The 16450-nt window shown below is 50.4% G+C and carries 12 protein-coding genes; 4 read left to right on the top strand and 8 right to left on the bottom strand.

The genetic code is table 11. The features are described 5' to 3' along the window. Nucleotides 1-3 precede the first annotated feature (3 nt). The 4 genes from pyrG to rlmD all read right to left on the bottom strand — a co-directional run bounded on the left by pyrG (nucleotide 4) and on the right by rlmD (nucleotide 6505). Nucleotides 4-1641, bottom strand: a complete 1638-nt coding sequence (gene pyrG / locus PS053_RS09145) for a glutamine hydrolyzing CTP synthase (protein ID WP_000210886.1) — start codon at nucleotides 1639-1641, stop codon at nucleotides 4-6. A 227-nt stretch (nucleotides 1642-1868) separates the two neighbouring features. Further along, nucleotides 1869-2660 (bottom strand): nucleoside triphosphate pyrophosphohydrolase, encoded by a 792-nt coding sequence (mazG, locus tag PS053_RS09150; RefSeq protein WP_001071676.1) that lies wholly within the window; start codon nucleotides 2658-2660, stop codon nucleotides 1869-1871. 261 nt (nucleotides 2661-2921) lie between these two features. After that, complete coding sequence (gene relA, locus PS053_RS09155; RefSeq protein ID WP_000226846.1) at nucleotides 2922-5156, bottom strand: GTP diphosphokinase; 2235 nt, start codon at nucleotides 5154-5156, stop codon at nucleotides 2922-2924. Between the two features lie 47 nt (nucleotides 5157-5203). Continuing rightward, nucleotides 5204-6505: a 23S rRNA (uracil(1939)-C(5))-methyltransferase RlmD gene (gene rlmD, locus PS053_RS09160; RefSeq protein WP_131109602.1), complete on the bottom strand. Its 1302-nt coding sequence runs from the start codon at nucleotides 6503-6505 to the stop codon at nucleotides 5204-5206. A 56-nt stretch (nucleotides 6506-6561) separates the two neighbouring features. Between rlmD and barA the strand changes: the two genes are divergently transcribed. After that, nucleotides 6562-9318 carry a two-component sensor histidine kinase BarA gene (gene barA / locus PS053_RS09165; protein WP_256878876.1) on the top strand — a complete coding sequence of 919 codons (2757 nt, stop codon included), beginning with the start codon at nucleotides 6562-6564 and terminating at the stop codon, nucleotides 9316-9318. A gap of 99 nt (nucleotides 9319-9417) precedes the next feature. Here the strand turns inward: barA and PS053_RS09170 are convergent, their stop codons facing one another. From PS053_RS09170 to syd, 4 genes are all read right to left on the bottom strand, one after another. After that, nucleotides 9418-9867, bottom strand: coding sequence for a flavodoxin (locus PS053_RS09170; protein WP_000807728.1), 450 nt, complete (start codon nucleotides 9865-9867; stop codon nucleotides 9418-9420). A gap of 17 nt (nucleotides 9868-9884) precedes the next feature. Continuing rightward, nucleotides 9885-10667 carry a tRNA pseudouridine(65) synthase TruC gene (truC, locus tag PS053_RS09175; RefSeq protein ID WP_059253944.1) on the bottom strand — a complete coding sequence of 261 codons (783 nt, stop codon included), beginning with the start codon at nucleotides 10665-10667 and terminating at the stop codon, nucleotides 9885-9887. Beyond that, nucleotides 10667-10996 carry a YqcC family protein gene (locus PS053_RS09180; RefSeq protein ID WP_000206980.1) on the bottom strand — a complete coding sequence of 110 codons (330 nt, stop codon included), beginning with the start codon at nucleotides 10994-10996 and terminating at the stop codon, nucleotides 10667-10669. The genes truC and PS053_RS09180 overlap by 1 nt, the downstream gene beginning before the upstream one ends. A gap of 623 nt (nucleotides 10997-11619) precedes the next feature. Then, entirely contained in the window at nucleotides 11620-12165 is a 546-nt protein-coding gene (syd, locus tag PS053_RS09185) for a SecY-interacting protein (RefSeq protein ID WP_000343992.1), read from the bottom strand. Nucleotides 12166-12232: 67 nt separating this feature from the next. Between syd and queF the strand changes: the two genes are divergently transcribed. The 3 genes from queF (at nucleotide 12233) to sdaC (ending at nucleotide 16401) form a co-directional block, all read left to right on the top strand. Continuing rightward, nucleotides 12233-13081 (top strand): NADPH-dependent 7-cyano-7-deazaguanine reductase QueF, encoded by an 849-nt coding sequence (gene queF, locus PS053_RS09190; RefSeq protein WP_256878875.1) that lies wholly within the window; start codon nucleotides 12233-12235, stop codon nucleotides 13079-13081. Between the two features lie 111 nt (nucleotides 13082-13192). Then, on the top strand, nucleotides 13193-14557 hold the full coding sequence (ppnN, locus tag PS053_RS09195) for a nucleotide 5'-monophosphate nucleosidase PpnN (RefSeq protein ID WP_000628006.1): 1365 nt from the start codon (nucleotides 13193-13195) through the stop codon (nucleotides 14555-14557). 554 nt (nucleotides 14558-15111) lie between these two features. After that, a complete protein-coding gene (gene sdaC, locus PS053_RS09200) occupies nucleotides 15112-16401 on the top strand; it encodes an HAAAP family serine/threonine permease SdaC (protein WP_000450469.1) in 1290 nt (429 codons plus the stop codon). The last annotated feature ends 49 nt before the right edge of the window (nucleotides 16402-16450 follow it).

Below are 16450 nucleotides of genomic sequence, written 5' to 3' on the forward strand. Positions count from 1 at the left end.
TACTTACTTCGCCTGACGCTTCTGGAACTCGCTGGCGGCTTTTACAAAGCCAGCAAACAGCGGGTGGCCATCACGTGGAGTAGAAGTAAACTCCGGATGGAACTGACAAGCCACAAACCACGGATGGTTCGGAACTTCGATGATCTCGACCAACTGATCATCCCCGGAACGGCCCGCAACGCGCAGACCTGCATCTTCAATCTGTTTCAACAGCATGTTGTTGACTTCGTAGCGGTGACGATGACGCTCAACAATCGTCGGCGCGTTGTACAGCCGACGAACCAGGCTATCGTCAGCCAACTGGCACTGCTGTGCGCCAAGACGCATGGTGCCGCCGAGATCGCTCTTCTCGCTACGAACTTCAACGTTGCCGTTTTCATCACGCCACTCGGTAATCAGCGCCACAACCGGGTACTTACAGTCTGGCACAAATTCCGTAGAGTTGGCGTTCTCCATATTGGCAACATGGCGAGCGTAATCAATCAACGCCACCTGCATACCCAGGCAAATGCCCAGATAAGGAATATTGTTCTCACGCGCATAACGCGCGGTAGTAATCATGCCTTCTACGCCACGATAGCCGAAACCGCCAGGTACGAGGATCGCGTCCAGACCTTTAAGAATTTCAACACCGCGTGTTTCAACATCTTGTGAATCGATCAGTTTGATGTTGACGCTGACACGATTTTTCAGCCCGCCGTGTTTCAGTGCTTCAATCACGGATTTATAAGCATCCGGCAGTTCAATGTACTTGCCGACCATACCGATGGTGACTTCACTCACCGGATTCGCTTCTTCGAAGATAACCTGTTCCCATTCGGACAGATTCGCTTCCGGGCAGTTCAAGCTGAATCGTTTACAAATATAATCGTCCAGCCCCTGAGATTTCAACAGGCCCGGAATTTTATAGATGGAATCGACGTCTTTCAGAGAAATAACCGCTTTTTCTGGAACATTACAGAACAATGCAATCTTCGCACGTTCGTTCGCCGGAACGGCGCGATCTGAACGACAAATCAGGATGTCGGGCTGGATACCGATGGAGAGCAGCTCTTTTACAGAGTGCTGAGTCGGTTTGGTTTTGACTTCACCAGACGCTGCCATGTATGGCACCAGCGTCAGGTGCATAAACAGCGTGTGCTCGCGGCCAATTTCAACAGCCATCTGGCGAATCGCTTCGAGGAATGGCAGGGATTCGATATCACCTACAGTACCGCCGATTTCTACCAGTACGACATCATGACCTTCGCCGCCTTCCAGCACGCGTTCTTTGATTGCATTGGTGATGTGCGGAATAACCTGTACGGTTGCGCCGAGGTAGTCGCCACGGCGTTCTTTACGCAGAACGTCAGAGTAAATACGACCCGTGGTGAAGTTGTTGCGGCGGCTCATTTTGGTGCGAATGAAACGCTCGTAGTGCCCCAGGTCCAGATCGGTTTCAGCGCCGTCTTCAGTAACGAACACTTCCCCGTGCTGGATTGGGCTCATAGTACCTGGATCGACGTTGATGTATGGATCCAGCTTCATGATGGTCACATTGAGGCCACGGGCTTCAAGAATGGCTGCGAGGGAGGCTGCGGCAATGCCTTTACCCAGAGAGGATACGACCCCGCCGGTCACAAAAATATAGTTCGTTGTCATGCTGAACCTGAGAAGTTAGGTTGAAAAGACGATGGAATAACCAGGACGGGAAAGCAGTATACCCGAACATGACCTGTGCCACAAACTTTCATTATCCCTCCTCTTCGCCAGCGCACGATTGAAATCAGGAGTGAGAAAATAGCCCCTTTGGGGTAAATGTTTTTGACGCAAATCAAGCGCTTGTCATTTAAAAAATGACACAAAAGGCGCTTGACCGCGTAAATCCCTTAGAGATCAATTTCCTGCCGTTTTACCTGTTGCCAGACTTCTTCCATTGTTTCGAGATCAACACCTGTCATTTCCAGTCCACGCGCGGCAACAATACGCTCCACTTCGCGAAAACGGCGCTCGAATTTCTCATTGGCTTTTTGCAATGCGATTTCCGCTTTTGTCCCTAAATGGCGGGCCAGATTGACCGTCGCAAACAGCAGGTCACCCATTTCCTCCTCCAGTTTAGCCTGGTCTACAACAGCCTGCCGGGCCTCGTACATTACCTCGTCAATCTCTTCGTAGACTTTATCGACCACCGGGCCTAACGTCGTCCAGTCGAAGCCAACGTTGGCGCAACGTTTCTGGATTTTTTGTGCCCGCATTAAAGCAGGGAGACTGCGGGGAATATCATCCAGCGCCGAATGCTGCGCTTTCTGCGCGCGCTCTTCGGTTTTGATTTGCTCCCAACGGGTGAGAACTTCGCGGCTGCTCCCGGCAGAACCGTCAGCAAAAACATGCGGATGGCGACGTTCTAATTTATCGCTAATTGCAGCGCAAATATCATTAAAGTCAAAGCGCCCTTCTTCCTGGGCCATTTGTGCATAAAACACCACCTGAAACAGCAGATCGCCGAGTTCACCGCGCAGATCGTCAAAATCTTCACGGGCGATGGCATCCAGCACTTCGTAGGTTTCTTCAAGGGTGTAAGGCGCAATAGAAGAAAATGTCTGCTCTTTATCCCACGGGCAACCACTTTCCGGGTCACGAAGACGCTGCATAATAGTGAGCAAACGGTCAATTTGATTCATTGGTATGTCCTGAAAATTGCGGGTCTGTCAGGTGAAAGCCTGTGACCAGAACAGAAGTGAGTTGTCATTCCTTTTAAACAGATTATTGACAAAGTGCGCTTTGTTCATGCTGGATGCGGCGTGAACGCCTTATCCGGCCTACAAAATCTCGCAAATTCAAAATATTGCGAGAAACATGTAGGCCTGATAAGCGCAGCACATCAGGCAATTTTGCGTTTGCCATCTGTCTCAATCTACTTGTAGACACGAACAAATTTAAAACTAACTCCCGTGCAACCGACGCGCGTCGATAACATCTGGCACCTGGTTGAGTTTACCCAGCACGCGGCCCAGCACTTGCAGATTGTAAATCTCAATAGTCATGTCGATGGTCGCCAGTTGCTGCTTAGTGTCGCTACGGCTGGCAACGCCAAGCACGTTCACCTTCTCGTTAGCGAGGATAGTGGTGATATCACGCAATAACCCACTGCGATCATTGGCCATTACACGGACCACCAGCGAATACCCGGCTGAGTAGCTCTCTCCCCATACCGCGTCAACAATACGTTCCGGCGCGTGTGAACGCAGTTCTGCCAGTTGCTCACAGTCTGCACGATGCACTGAAATACCGCGTCCCTGGGTAATGAAACCAACAATCTCATCACCTGGAATCGGCTGACAGCAACGCGCGATATGGTGCATCAGGTTGCCGACGCCTTCTACTACCACGCGACCGTTATCTTTACTGCGATTTTGCGGCGTATAGTTTTTTTGCTGCAACTGTTTCAGCGCGGCAGCATCCTGTTCTTCGGCGCTCGGCTTATTAAATTGCGATTGCAGGAAGTTCACCATCTGATTGAGACGGATATCTCCGCCGCCAATCGCCGCCAGCAACTCGTCGACATCATTGAAGTTGTAGCGAGGCAGCAGATGTTTTTCCGCTTCTTTCAGGCTGATCCCCAGATGTTCCAGTTCGTCGTCCAGGATTTGCCGCCCGGCCAGAATGTTTTTGTCGCGATCCTGTTTACGGAACCATGCGTGAATTTTCGAGCGTCCACGGCTGGTTGTAACATATCCCAGGGTTGGATTTAACCAGTCGCGACTAGGGTTTGGCTGTTTCTGAGTGATAATTTCAATCTGGTCCCCCATCTGCAACTGATAGGTAAACGGCACAATACGTCCGCCAATTTTGGCCCCTATACAGCGGTGTCCAACGTCGCTGTGGATGTGGTAAGCAAAGTCCAGCGGCGTTGATCCCACAGGCAAATCAACGACATCACCTTTCGGCGTAAAGACGTACACCCGGTCATCAAAGACCTGACTGCGCACTTCGTCGAGCATTTCGCCGGAATCCGCCATCTCTTCCTGCCACGCTATCAGTTTTCGCAGCCAGGCAATACGGTCTTCATGTCCCGAACGAGCCCCGCCAGAAGCTGTGCCTTCTTTGTATTTCCAGTGCGCAGCAACGCCCAGTTCGGCATCTTCATGCATCTGTTTGGTGCGGATCTGGATCTCGACCGTCTTCCCGCCCGGCCCCAATACAACGGTATGAATCGACTGATAACCGTTAGGTTTTGGGTTTGCGACATAATCGTCAAACTCATCAGGCAGATGACGATAGTGAGTGTGCACTATCCCCAATGCAGCGTAGCAATCCTGTAAACGTTCCGCGACGATACGTACCGCACGCACATCAAATAACTCATCAAAGGCGAGATTCTTTTTCTGCATTTTGCGCCAGATGCTGTAGATGTGTTTCGGGCGGCCATATACCTCAGCTTTAACACCTTCGGCTTTCATCTCTGCGCGCAGATGACCGACAAACTCTTCAATGTAGTGTTCGCGATCGAGACGGCGCTCATGCAGCAGTTTGGCGATGCGCTTGTATTCCGTCGGGTGGAGATAACGGAAGCAGTAATCTTCCAGTTCCCATTTCAGTTGCCCGATCCCAAGACGGTTCGCCAGCGGCGCGTAGATATTGGTGCACTCTTTTGCCGCCAGCACGCGTTCGTCTTCCGGCGCGTCTTTCACTTCGCGCAGATGAGCAATTCGCTCCGCCAGTTTGATGACCACGCAACGGAAGTCATCGACCATCGCCAGCAACATCCGGCGAACGTTATCAACCTGTTCGGAGGAAACGGAATCGGTGTGCGTGGCTTTCAACTGGCGGATTGCCGCCATATCCCGCACGCCGTGAATAAGGTTGACCACCGACTTACCGACGCTTTCACGCAGCACATCTTCACTGACTACATTGGCATCAGCCAGAGGGAAGAGCAGCGCCGCTCGTAGCGTGTCAATATCCATACTTAATGTCGAGAGTATCTCTACCATCTCGACACCACGCCACAACAGCAGACTGGCATCTGGATGCCCCTGCGTCTGCTGCAGACAATACGCCCAGGTTTCGGCTAAGCACTCACACGATTTCTGGCTGGCAATACCCAGACTTGCGATCCATTTTTGCGGATCAAATTCACCAGCCTTATTGATATGTGCACTTCTTACCGCAACCATCGTCCTCTCCTTTAGGGACCAGACCTGCCGAAATCGGCAAGTCGCAACTATTTAACGCGCGAAAAAAGCACCATCGATTCCAGATGCCCCGTGTGCGGGAACATATCCAGCATCGCCAGTCGCGCAATGGTATATCCTGCTTTTAATAACGCTTCGCTATCCCGAGCCAGCGTTGCAGGGTTACAGGATACATAAACAATACGAATGGGTTCCAGTTTTATAATTTGTTGCATAACACCTGCGGCACCTGCACGCGCCGGGTCCAGTAACACTTTGTCAAAACCGTTTTTCGCCCATGGCTGCTTTGTGACATCATCTTCAAGATTTTCGTGATAAAACGTCACATTATGTAAGCCATTAAGACGCGCGTTCTCCTGACCTTTTTCCACCAGCGCAGGCACACCTTCCACGCCGACGACGCTTGCCGCACGAGTAGCGACAGGAAGAGTAAAATTCCCCATGCCGCAGAACAGATCCAGCACACGATCGTCTGGCTGTACATCCAGCCATTCCAGCGCCTGCGCCACCATTTTTTGGTTCACGCCTGCGTTGACCTGAATAAAATCACGCGGGCTAAAGGTTAAGCGCAACCCATTTGCATCATACCAGGGCATCTCCCCAGATACGGTTTCGAGTATCTCACTATCAGGGGCGAGATACAGATCCAGGCCTTCAGAATGCGAAAAGCGTTCCAGTTTTTCGCGATCAGCCGAATTGAGCGGTGCAGTATGGCGTAAAATCATCAGCGTGCCGCTGGTTGCCTGCACCAGCTCAACATGCCCAAGATGACGTATTGCTTGCAAACTCATCAGACATGCCCTGACTTTGGGCAGCAATGCTTCAAGTTGGGGCACTAAAATAGGGCATTGTTTGATATCAACAATGTCACTGGTGCCGGATTTACGAAATCCCATCAGAAGTTGCTGCGTTTTCGGCAGATAATTCAGACTTAAACGCGCACGGCGTCGGTAGCCCCAGGGGGTATCCGCGATAACATCAGAAACGTCGTGTTTCATTAATCGGGCAAGCGCCGCACTTTTGCTACGTTGCTGTAACTCAACGCTGGCGTGTTGTTGCTGGCAGCCGCCGCATACGCCAAAATGAGGACAGCGCGGCGTCTCACGCTCTGGGCTGTCGCTTAACCGGCACACGACTTTAGCGCGAGCATACTGTTTTTTATCTTCTGTAACAGTAACTTCCGCGTTTTCTTGCGGTAATAATCCAGGGATAAATAACGTTTTTCCGTTATGCCGCGCCACACCCTGACCAAAAGAGTCGAGGTCATTGACTGAAACGGTTATGATCTGACGCGTCGTCACGCGCCGTTTTGCAGAGTAGAATTGCGCCATTGGCGAGACTTTCTCAATTTAACAGTGTGACCTTAATTGTCCCATAACGGAACTCCATGACCAACTACAGCCTGCGCGCACGCATGATGATTCTGATCCTGGCGCCGACCGTCCTTATTGGGTTATTGCTTAGTATCTTTTTCGTCGTGCATCGCTATAACGACTTGCAGCGTCAACTGGAAGATGCCGGCGCCAGTATTATTGAACCGCTGGCGGTTTCTACCGAATATGGCATGAGCCTGCAAAATCGCGAATCTATCGGGCAGTTGATAAGCGTTCTGCATCGTCGCCATTCTGATATTGTGCGCGCCATTTCGGTTTATGACGAAAATAACCACCTGTTTGTCACTTCCAATTTTCAACTTGACCCTTCGGTAATGCAGCTCGACAGCAATGTACCGTTCCCACGCCAGCTCACCGTCACACGCGACGGCGATATTATGATCCTGCGCACGCCAATTATTTCTGAGAGTTATTCTCCCGACGAATCCCCCAGCAGCGATGCTAAAAATAGTCAGAATATGTTGGGATATATTGCCCTTGAACTGGATCTGAAATCGGTACGGCTACAGCAATATAAAGAGATCTTCATTTCCAGCGTGATGATGCTGTTTTGTATTGGTATTGCGCTTATTTTTGGCTGGCGCTTAATGCGTGATGTAACCGGCCCGATTCGCAACATGGTGAATACCGTCGACCGCATTCGCCGTGGGCAACTCGATAGCCGCGTAGAAGGTTTTATGCTCGGCGAACTGGATATGCTGAAAAACGGCATCAATTCAATGGCAATGTCGCTGGCGGCTTATCACGAAGAGATGCAGCACAATATCGACCAGGCGACATCCGATCTGCGTGAAACGCTGGAGCAGATGGAAATTCAGAACGTTGAGTTAGATCTGGCGAAAAAACGCGCCCAGGAAGCGGCGCGAATTAAGTCAGAGTTCCTGGCAAATATGTCGCATGAGTTACGTACGCCGTTGAATGGTGTTATCGGCTTTACCCGCCTGACCCTAAAAACAGAACTGACGCCGACACAGCGAGATCACCTGAATACCATTGAACGTTCGGCAAATAACTTACTGGCAATCATTAACGATGTCCTCGACTTCTCAAAACTGGAAGCTGGCAAACTGATTCTGGAAAGCATTCCATTCCCACTGCGTAGCACGCTGGATGAAGTGGTGACACTGCTGGCCCACTCATCGCACGATAAGGGGCTGGAACTGACGCTCAATATTAAGAGCGACGTGCCCGATAACGTGATTGGCGACCCACTGCGTTTACAGCAAATCATCACAAACCTGGTGGGGAATGCGATTAAATTCACCGAGAATGGCAACATCGATATTCTGGTGGAAAAACGTGCGCTGAGTAATACCAAAGTGCAGATTGAAGTGCAGATCCGCGATACCGGTATCGGCATTCCCGAACGCGATCAATCACGCTTGTTCCAGGCCTTCAGACAGGCAGATGCCAGTATTTCACGTCGTCATGGCGGCACCGGATTGGGACTGGTCATTACACAAAAACTGGTTAATGAAATGGGCGGCGATATCTCGTTCCATAGCCAGCCGAATCGTGGCTCCACATTCTGGTTCCACATTAATCTCGATCTGAACCCGAATATTATTATCGAAGGGCCATCCACACAGTGCCTTGCAGGCAAACGTCTGGCTTATGTTGAACCGAATTCCGCTGCCGCGCAGTGTACTCTCGACATTTTAAGCGAAACGCCGCTGGAGGTGATTTATAGCCCAAGCTTCTCTGCGCTTCCGCCAGAACACTACGACATGATGTTGCTAGGAATCGCCGTGACATTCCGCGAACCGCTAACAATGCAACATGCCCGGTTGCTAAAAGCCGTATCCATGGCTGATTATCTGATGCTGGCGCTTCCCTGCCATGCTCAGGTCAATGCCGAAAAGCTCAAGCAAGATGGTATTGGCGCCTGCTTGCTGAAACCATTAACACCTACACGTCTGTTGCCTGCGCTGACCGAATTTTGTCATCAAAAACAAAACACTCTTTTGCCTGTCAACGATGAACGTAAGCTGGCAATGACGGTCATGGCCGTTGATGATAACCCCGCAAACCTGAAGCTTATCGGCGCATTGCTGGAAGATATGGTGCAGCATGTTGAGCTTTGCGATAGCGGCCATCAGGCAGTTGAACGGGCGAAACAGATGCCCTTCGATTTGATCTTAATGGATATTCAGATGCCGGACATGGACGGTATTCGGGCGTGCGAGCTTATTCATCAGCTTCCGCATCAACAGCAAACGCCGGTTATTGCAGTAACCGCACATGCGATGGCCGGGCAAAAAGAAAAGCTACTTGGCGCGGGGATGAGTGATTATCTGGCAAAACCAATTGAAGAAGAGCGATTGCATAATTTACTGTTGCGTTACAAACCTGGCAGCGGTATTTCCTCACGCGTCGTGACGCCAGAAGTGAACGAGATTGTGGTGAACCAGAATACGACTCTCGACTGGCAACTGGCGCTACGCCAGGCTGCCGGCAAAACCGATCTGGCGCGCGATATGCTGCAAATGTTACTCGATTTCCTGCCGGAAGTTCGTAACAAGGTAGAAGAGCAGCTAGTTGGAGAAAACCCGGAAGGTCTGGTTGATTTGATCCACAAACTGCACGGCAGTTGCGGTTATAGCGGCGTACCGCGTATGAAGAATCTCTGCCAACTCATCGAACAACAACTACGTAGCGGTACCAAAGAAGAAGATCTGGAACCTGAATTGCTGGAACTGCTGGACGAGATGGATAACGTGGCGCGTGAAGCCAGCAAAATTCTTGGGTAACAAGCAAATTACCGATTCATTTGGCGTATCAGGCAAGATGAATATCGTAACGTGGTTGCTGTGTGGCTAATGCCCTCTGATTATCAGAGGGCATATATGTTATTTCAATAAACTGGCCCATTGTTCAACCCAGGGATTAGAAACCGTTTCCGGCTCCGGGGTCTCACTGGCATCAACCAACAGTATTTCTCCCACCCGCTGCGCACTCTGTTCCTGAAGCAACGCATCGAACTGCTTGCCGCCGTTGCAGAAATTCACATAGCTGCTGTCGCCAAGCGCAATCACGCCATAACGCAGATTCGGCTGGAACCCCAGGCTATCCTTTATTCCCTGAAAGAGCGGCACAATGCTGTCGGGAAGATCGCCCTGGCCGGTCGTGGAGGTTACCACCAGTACATACTTGTCCTGATATGGCAACCAGTCGTTTAATTCAGGATCTTCAAATACAGTCGCTTTGTGCCCTTGTCTGGACAAAATCGCTTCCGCTTCTTCGGCAACTAGCAATGCGTTGCCGTACATGGTGCCCACAAAAATACCAATTTCCGCCATACCGTTTTCTCCCTGGATTAGGAACTTATGTCACCATCCTGACCCGATGACTCGCTGAACTCAACCCTTTCATTTTCAGGAAGCAGACCGCGCCAGCCAAACTGTGATAGCGCCTGCATCCAGGTATTGTCCAGACCCGCGTGGATTGTGAGCGGCTCCCCCGTAAAAGGATGCGTTAATGACAACTTGCTGGCATGCAGCATTAACCGTTGAAGGCCAAAGTGTTCAGCCGCACTGCGATTCTGGCGTAAATCGCCATGCTTGCTGTCACCGATAATGGGATGACGCAAATGAGCGAGATGTCGACGTAGCTGGTGCTTGCGTCCGGTTTTTGGTTCCAGCTCCACCAGGCCGTAGCGGGTCGTCGGGTAACGCCCGGTCGCCACCGGCATTTCTACCGTTGCCAGACCACGATAATGCGTCACCGCTGGCTGTGGACCTTTATCTTCACGGGCGAATTTATCAGCGATTTTATCCAGCTCTTCCACCAGTGGGTAATCCAGTTCCGCCTCTTCCATCAACCAACCGCGCACAATCGCGTGGTAACATTTCTGAATTTGGTGCTGTTCAAACTGTTGCGCCAGCAACCGCCCGGCCTCGCTGGACAATCCCAGCAGTAACACGCCGGAAGTCGGTCGGTCCAGGCGATGTGCGGTAAAAACATGCTGACCAATCTGGTCACGCACGGTTTGCATCACGACCACTTTCTCGTCACGATCCAGCCAACTACGATGAACCAACCAGCCGGACGGTTTATTTACCGCAACCAGCCATTCATCCTGGTAGAGTATTTCCAGCATCAGTGAGTATCATCCGCAAAAAGAGCATCCAGCTTTTCCAGTTCTGCCAGAATTAACGCGCGTTGGGGGTGATCCGTCGCCAGCGCCATTTCATAATACGGCGCCACGGCAAATGCCGCCGGTAAAGGCTGGTGGTTATCTAATAAATCGTGCATCCGCGGAATCAGTACCCATTGCAACCACTCCAGTGGCTCCATCGTATCCATAAAGAATGGCTGGGTACTCGCAAATTGATGCGGCTGGGGTTCATCGCTCTGCCAGTGCTGATGTTCACGTAATAGCGCTTCAAGCGCCTGCAACTGGAGACGAACGCGGTCATGAGTGGTCATAAAGCAACCTCAAGAAGAAAAAACTGCCGCGAAGGATAGCAGGAATAAAAAAAGGGAGCACTGTATTCACAGTGCTCCCGGTTCGTTTCGCAGCATTCCAGCTACTTTTGTTGCTCCCTGCTCATCCTTGACAACTTTTCCTCTGGCCTTGCGGCCAATCGTTCTTCCTGAACTATTGCTTCCTGCACACACCACCCCGGCGTGATTACTTCATCCTGAAGCGTCCCTGGCCTTCCTGACCCGCCAAATCATCCTGACTGGCTCTCATTCTCCATCCTGGAGGTGTCCTTTAACGCATCCAGCGTTATCCTCTTCGCTTCATCCAGAAGCCTTTCCCTGAAACACCATCCTGGCGTGTCCTTCAGAAGTGTCATCATCCTGATGTTCACTTCGCTGTCTAACTCCCTGTCGACGAAGATAGAATCGTCTTTTTAGCCGAGTCTTACAAGGCGCTTACAGACAATATGTTAAGGAAAGCTTCATATAAAAATTAAAAAAAATAGCTTAATAAATTGATTTGAAATGAAAATATCAATTCTTATCTTTTTAAGTATTTACTTATTTCCTGGCGATCTCCTACAGGGTCTGTAAGAGATCTCTCACAACCAGACGGGGTATTTGGATTACAGAAGAGGCTTAAGTTGGTTAAGGAATTCCGCAAGATTTGAGGCCAGAGGCGTCCGTTTCCGCGTTCCCAACGTCTCTTTGCACACATCGCCCGTGAGATTGCACACGGAGATCACCTCCAGTTCTTCTTCCAGCGTGGCAATAAAGAGTGTCGGTGACAGCTTAAGGCGTTTCTGAGTGACCAGATGTCCAATCAGATTCTCCTGCACCCGGCGGAAATCGTCCTCGCTCCAGGTTTGCAGCAATGTCAGAGGGATATCACCAAACTGCGCATGCATATCCCCGGCAAACTGGGTCGTATAAAAGGAATGAATTGTAGGCTGTATCACAATATCAAAAGCTCGTTCAACCGCGTTCACATTTTGCTCTCCGGTAAACGGCTGGGGTTGCCAGTATACGGCATCGTTGGTGGTTGAAATAATGCATGGCGAGGGAACGCCATAAAGCTCCTCGCTCAACGGCCAACTGTTGTGCTGTTCATGCCAGGCATCGCAGTAACGTGCGGTAAAATCTTTCAAGGCTTGTGCGGTCAATTCGTCCACTAATTTCTCTCTTCACTTAAACCGGATACACTTGCCGTTTAGTTTATCTGGTTTATGACGGTGAAACATGTCTTCTTATACAAACCATCAGGCACTTGCGGGCCTGACTCTCGGAAAATCAACCGATTACCGGGATACTTATGACGCCAACCTGCTGCAAGGCGTTCCACGCAGTTTGAATCGCGATCCGCTAGGCTTGAAAGCGGATAATCTGCCATTTCACGGTGCGGATATCTGGACGCTATATGAACTTTCCTGGCTGAACGCGAAAGGTTTGCCGCAGGTCGCCGTCGGTCATGTCGAACTTGATTACACCAGCGTGAATCTCATTGAATCGAAAAGCTTCAAACTGTATCTCAATAGCTTTAACCAGACGCGCTTTAACAACTGGGATGAGGTGCGCCAGACGCTGGAACGTGATTTAAGCGCCTGTGCCCAGGGTTCGGTCAGTGTAGCGTTGTATCGCCTTGATGAACTGGAAGGCCAGCCAATAGGCCATTTTAATGGCATCTGCATTGATGACCAGGATATCGCCATTGATAACTATGAGTTCACCACCGACTACCTGAAAGATGCCGCCAGCGGCGAGAACGTGGTGGAAGAGACGCTGGTTAGCCACTTGCTGAAATCCAACTGCCTGATAACTCACCAGCCAGACTGGGGCTCAATTCAAATTCAGTACCGCGGTCGCAAGATTGACAGGGAAAAGTTGCTGCGTTATCTGGTCTCTTTCCGTCATCACAACGAGTTCCATGAGCAATGCGTAGAGCGCATTTTTAATGACCTGTTACGCTTCTGTCAGCCAGAAAAATTAAGCGTTTACGCTCGTTATACTCGCCGCGGTGGGCTGGACATTAATCCCTGGCGCAGCAATACCGACTTTGTCCCATCGGTGACCCGGCTGGTACGACAATAAATTTTTTCTCAATTTTGCGTACTGGGTTCACGCATAAGGTTGTGAAAGATCATCAGGCAGGGCTATTGTAATCAAAGGGAATGACGATATTCGTCCCATAAGGAGTTTTTCTTGATTACACATATTAGCCCGCTTGGCTCCATGGATATGTTGTCGCAGCTGGAAGTGGATATGCTTAAACGCACCGCCAGCAGCGACCTCTATCAACTGTTTCGCAACTGTTCGCTTGCCGTTCTGAACTCCGGCAGCCTGACCGATAACAGCAAAGAATTGCTGTCTCGTTTTGAGAATTTTGACATTAACGTCCTGCGCCGTGAACGCGGCGTTAAGCTGGAACTGATCAATCCACCGGAAGAGGCTTTCGTCGATGGGCGTATTATCCGCGCCTTGCAGGCTAACTTGTTTGCGGTCCTGCGCGACATTCTCTTCGTTTACGGGCAAATTCATAACACCGTTCGTTTTCCAAACCTGAACCTCGACAACTCCGTCCATATTACCAACCTGGTCTTTTCTATATTGCGCAACGCCCGCGCGCTGCATGTTGGCGAAGCGCCGAATATGGTGGTGTGCTGGGGCGGTCACTCAATTAACGAAAACGAGTATCTGTACGCTCGTCGCGTCGGTAATCAGCTCGGTCTGCGCGAGCTAAATATCTGCACTGGCTGTGGTCCGGGAGCGATGGAAGCGCCGATGAAAGGCGCGGCGGTCGGTCACGCTCAGCAACGTTACAAAGACAGCCGTTTTATAGGCATGACGGAACCATCGATCATCGCCGCTGAACCACCTAACCCGCTGGTTAACGAACTGATCATCATGCCGGATATTGAAAAACGCCTGGAAGCGTTCGTGCGTATCGCCCACGGCATCATTATCTTCCCTGGCGGTGTGGGTACGGCTGAAGAGTTGCTGTATTTATTAGGGATTTTGATGAATCCGGCGAACAAAAATCAGGTATTGCCATTAATCCTCACCGGACCGAAAGAGAGCGCCGATTACTTCCGCGTACTGGACGAGTTTGTCGTGCATACGCTGGGAGAAAACGCACGTCGCCATTATCGCATCATCATTGATGACGCGGCTGAAGTGGCCCGGCAGATGAAAAAGGCGATGCCGTTGGTGAAAGAAAATCGCCGCGATACCGGAGATGCTTATAGCTTTAACTGGTCAATGCGCATTACACCGGATCTGCAAATGCCGTTTGAACCGACCCATGAAAACATGGCCAATCTGAAGCTGTACCCGGATCAGCCTGTTGAAGTACTGGCGGCGGATCTGCGTCGCGCGTTCTCCGGTATTGTGGCGGGTAACGTTAAAGAAGTCGGCATTCGCGCCATTGAAGAGTTCGGGCCTTACAAAATCAACGGCGATAAAGAAATTATGCGTCGTATGGACGACCTGCTACAGGGCTTTGTCGCCCAGCATCGTATGAAGTTGCCTGGCTCTGCCTACATTCCTTGCTACGAAATCTGCGCTTAATCCCCTTCTCCCGGTAACATTTGTTGCCGGGCCTTCTCTTTTTGGTCAAAAATCAGACAACCTATTTCATTTGTTATCTGAATGCTTCAGCGTGTCATGAGCTGATTAATATCCACACAATCAATATGTCATACAATTTATACCGCAACGCAAACGTTTACCTTTCTTAAAAGAACGTATTTTATCGCTTTAAAAAAGAATTTCTCGCAATTATTAACTAAAAGTATTGATTTTTTCAGTTCAACCTACATATATTGCGCGCCCCGGAAGAGGTCAGATGTCGTTTATTGGGTAAATATTGCACTTAAATTCTCTTTTACTTTTGATTTACAGAGTAAAGAGCCGAGATTATCTATCTTATAAGTAGATTATTGTATTTGAGATCAAGATCACTGATAGATACATAAGTTGTGTGTATCTTTCCGCCCTCAAATTATTACGGCGGAAAATGATAAAGCCATCGCCGGTAGACAGATTTCATTTTTACGGCCAGACACCTTCCCGGGCTGAGCTGGCTAAAAGCTGAATTTTTTGCATTCCTCCAGGAGAAATAGATGGAAACGACTCAAACCAGCACGATTGCGTCGAAAGACTCTCGCAGTGCCTGGCGCAAGACAGATACCATGTGGATGCTGGGCCTGTACGGCACGGCTATCGGCGCGGGTGTGCTGTTCCTGCCGATCAACGCCGGTGTCGGCGGTATGATCCCACTAATCATTATGGCTATCCTCGCGTTCCCGATGACGTTTTTCGCTCACCGCGGCCTGACTCGCTTCGTGCTGTCCGGTAAAAATCCGGGTGAAGACATCACCGAGGTAGTGGAAGAACACTTTGGTATTGGCGCAGGTAAACTGATTACCCTGCTCTATTTCTTCGCTATCTACCCAATCCTGCTGGTATACAGCGTGGCAATCACCAACACGGTAGAAAGCTTCATGTCCCACCAGTTGGGTATGACACCGCCACCGCGTGCGATTCTGTCCCTGATTCTGATCGTCGGTATGATGACCATCGTTCGCTTCGGTGAGCAGATGATCGTTAAAGCGATGAGCATCCTGGTATTCCCGTTCGTTGCAGTTCTGATGCTGCTGGCTCTGTACCTGATCCCGCAGTGGAACGGCGCGGCGCTGGAAACGTTGTCTCTGGATACCGCGACTTCTACTGGTAACGGTCTGTGGATGACCCTGTGGCTGGCGATTCCAGTAATGGTGTTCTCGTTCAACCACTCTCCGATCATCTCTTCTTTCGCCGTTGCGAAGCGTGAAGAGTACGGCGATATGGCAGAACAGAAATGCTCTAAGATCCTGGCATTCGCCCACATCATGATGGTGCTGACGGTAATGTTCTTCGTCTTCAGCTGCGTACTGAGCCTGTCTCCGGCAGACCTGGCAGCCGCAAAAGAGCAGAACATCTCAATTCTGTCTTACCTGGCGAACCACTTTAACGCGCCGATTATCGCGTGGATGGCACCGATTATCGCAATGATCGCAATCACCAAGTCCTTCCTCGGTCACTACCTGGGCGCACGTGAAGGCTTCAACGGTATGGTGATCAAATCACTGCGTAGTAAAGGTAAGTCTATCGAAATCAACAAGCTGAACCGTATCACTGCGCTGTTCATGCTGGTAACGACCTGGATTGTTGCCACCCTGAACCCGAGCATCCTGGGTATGATTGAAACCCTGGGCGGCCCAATCATCGCGATGATCCTGTTCCTGATGCCGATGTACGCAATCCAGAAAGTACCGGCAATGCGCAAGTACAGCGGTCACATCAGTAACGTATTCGTTGTTGTGATGGGTCTGATTGCTATCTCCGCAATCTTCTACTCTCTGTTCAGCTAAATTCCTTTCGCGCCGCTTTCGGGCGGCGCTTCCTCCGTTTTAACGCGAT

It is taken from the genome of Escherichia albertii (assembly GCF_028622335.1).
GTDB classification, from domain to species: domain Bacteria; phylum Pseudomonadota; class Gammaproteobacteria; order Enterobacterales; family Enterobacteriaceae; genus Escherichia; species Escherichia albertii.